Annotated in this window: 2 protein-coding genes; both read right to left on the minus strand. The window is 66.1% G+C overall.

Going from position 1 to position 1,936, the window contains the following annotated elements; genetic code table 11:
• Positions 1-41: 41 nt before the first annotated feature.
• Positions 42-1,304 carry an MFS transporter gene (locus B3E91_RS07935; protein ID WP_287028980.1) on the minus strand — a complete coding sequence of 421 codons (1,263 nt, stop codon included), beginning with the start codon at positions 1,302-1,304 and terminating at the stop codon, positions 42-44.
• 149 nt (positions 1,305-1,453) lie between these two features.
• Entirely contained in the window at positions 1,454-1,810 is a 357-nt protein-coding gene (locus tag B3E91_RS07940) for a hypothetical protein (RefSeq protein ID WP_287028981.1), read from the minus strand.
• Positions 1,811-1,936 lie beyond the last annotated feature (126 nt).

Below are 1,936 nucleotides of genomic sequence, written 5' to 3' on the forward strand. Positions count from 1 at the left end.
CCATGCGCACCGTGCGGGGCATCTGGCGCGCGCAGCGCACCCTACGGGTTCGGGGGCGATCCGGCCTGCAGGTGCTCCTCGGTTTTTGGCTCGCGCAACCGGTCGCGGTTGGCGAGGGTCGGGAACAGCTTGATCCAGGCGCCCGTCACCAGCAGCGTGCCCACGCCGCCGAGCACCACCGCCTGGACGGTGCCGAGCCAGTGCGCGGTGAGGCCGGATTCGAATTCGCCGAGCTGGTTCGAGGCGCCGATGAACAGGCCGTTCACCGCGCTGACCCGGCCGCGCATCTCGTCCGGCGTCTCCATCTGCACGAAGGTGCTGCGGATTACCACGCTGATCATGTCCGCGGCGCCGAGCACGGCGAGCACCGCCAGCGAGAACCAGAACGAGGTGGAAAGGCCGAAGGCGATGGTGGCCACGCCGAACAGGCCCACCGAGGTGAACATCACCCGGCCGACATGGCGCTCGACCGGAAAACGCGCCAGCCAGAACGACATCAGCAATGCACCCACCGCTGGCGCCGAGCGCAACAGGCCAAGGCCCCAGGGACCGGTGAGCAGGATGTCGCGGGCGAACACCGGCAACAGCGCGGTGGCGCCGCCGAGCAGCACGGCGAACAGGTCCAGGGAGATCGCGCCGAGCACGTCGCGACGGCTGCGGATGAAGCGGATGCCGGCCAGCAGCGAATGCAGGGTGGCCTTCTCCTGTTTCATCGGCTGCTGGCGCGCCGGCAGTTGCAGCATCAGCGCTACGGCGAAGCCATAAAGCAGCACGGCCGGGCCGTACACCCAGATCGAGCCGAAGGCGAACAGCAGGCCGCCGAGGGCCGGCGAGATGATGGTCGCCGCCTGCATCGCCGAACCGGACGCCGCCACCGCCGCCGGGAACAGGGCGGGCGGGATGATGTTCGGCAGCAGCGCCTGGGTGGTCGGCATCTCGAAGGCGCGGGCGGTGCCGAAGAGGAAGGCGATGGCGAAGATCATCTCGCGGGTGACGCTGTCGGTGGCGCTGCCGATCACCAACGCGAGGGCCGTCAGCCCTTGCAGCGTCTGGCACAGCGCGGCGACCTTGCGCCGGTCGTAACGGTCGGCGACGTGTCCGGTGTGCAGCATGAACAGCACGCGCGGCATGAACTCGAAAAGCCCGACCAGACCCAGGTCGAGGACATTGCCGGTCAGCTCGTAGATGTGCCAGCCGATGGCCACTGTGATCATCTGGAAGGCGCTGGAGGTGAATACCCGGGCGAACCAGAAGGCGAGGAAGGGACGCTGATGGCGAAGGAGCAGCTTGGCGTGGGTGGACATGCGGCGGGTCGCCTCGGAAGCGGGGGCGCAGAGTAACACGCAGGTAACCGGATGTTTCGGCGGGCCGCCCGACTGCTACCGGGGGTGCAGATGAACCAAGGGCGCCTCGCGGGGCGCCCTCAGGGGTTGAACGGACTCATGCGGTGTCCTCAGGAAGCGCGGTTGTGCTCGGCATCCTGCTGGGCCACCAGATTGCCCTGGTCGAAGCCACTCTCGATCAGCGAGGCACGGTTGTGTTCGGCATCCTGTTGCGCGACTTGGTCACGGTTGGAGCGGGTTTCGATCAGCGAGGCGCGGTTGTGCTCGGCGTCCTGTTGGGCGACCTGATCATGGTTGGAGCGGATTTCGATCAGCGAAGCGCGGTTGTGTTCGGCGTCCTGTTCTGCGACCAGGACCTGGGCGGCCGGAGTGACACCTGCGGTCTGGTTCTGGATGGCAGGCTGTGCGGCGAAAGCGGCGGTGGAGAGACCGGCGACGATCAGGCTGGCGAGAAGTTGAGTTTTCATGGTGCACCTCGTGTTCGGAAGAAGTCGGTAAGTGAGTACGGTTCCCATGCTAGCGCGACGAATTCGATAAAGAAGATGATCCGTGTGATGGTGTATATCGATGCGCTTAATTGTCTGGTTATATTT

Origin of the sequence: Pseudomonas sp. UBA6310 (assembly GCF_002438225.1) — a bacterium.
GTDB classification, from domain to species: domain Bacteria; phylum Pseudomonadota; class Gammaproteobacteria; order Pseudomonadales; family Pseudomonadaceae; genus Pseudomonas_O; species Pseudomonas_O kuykendallii.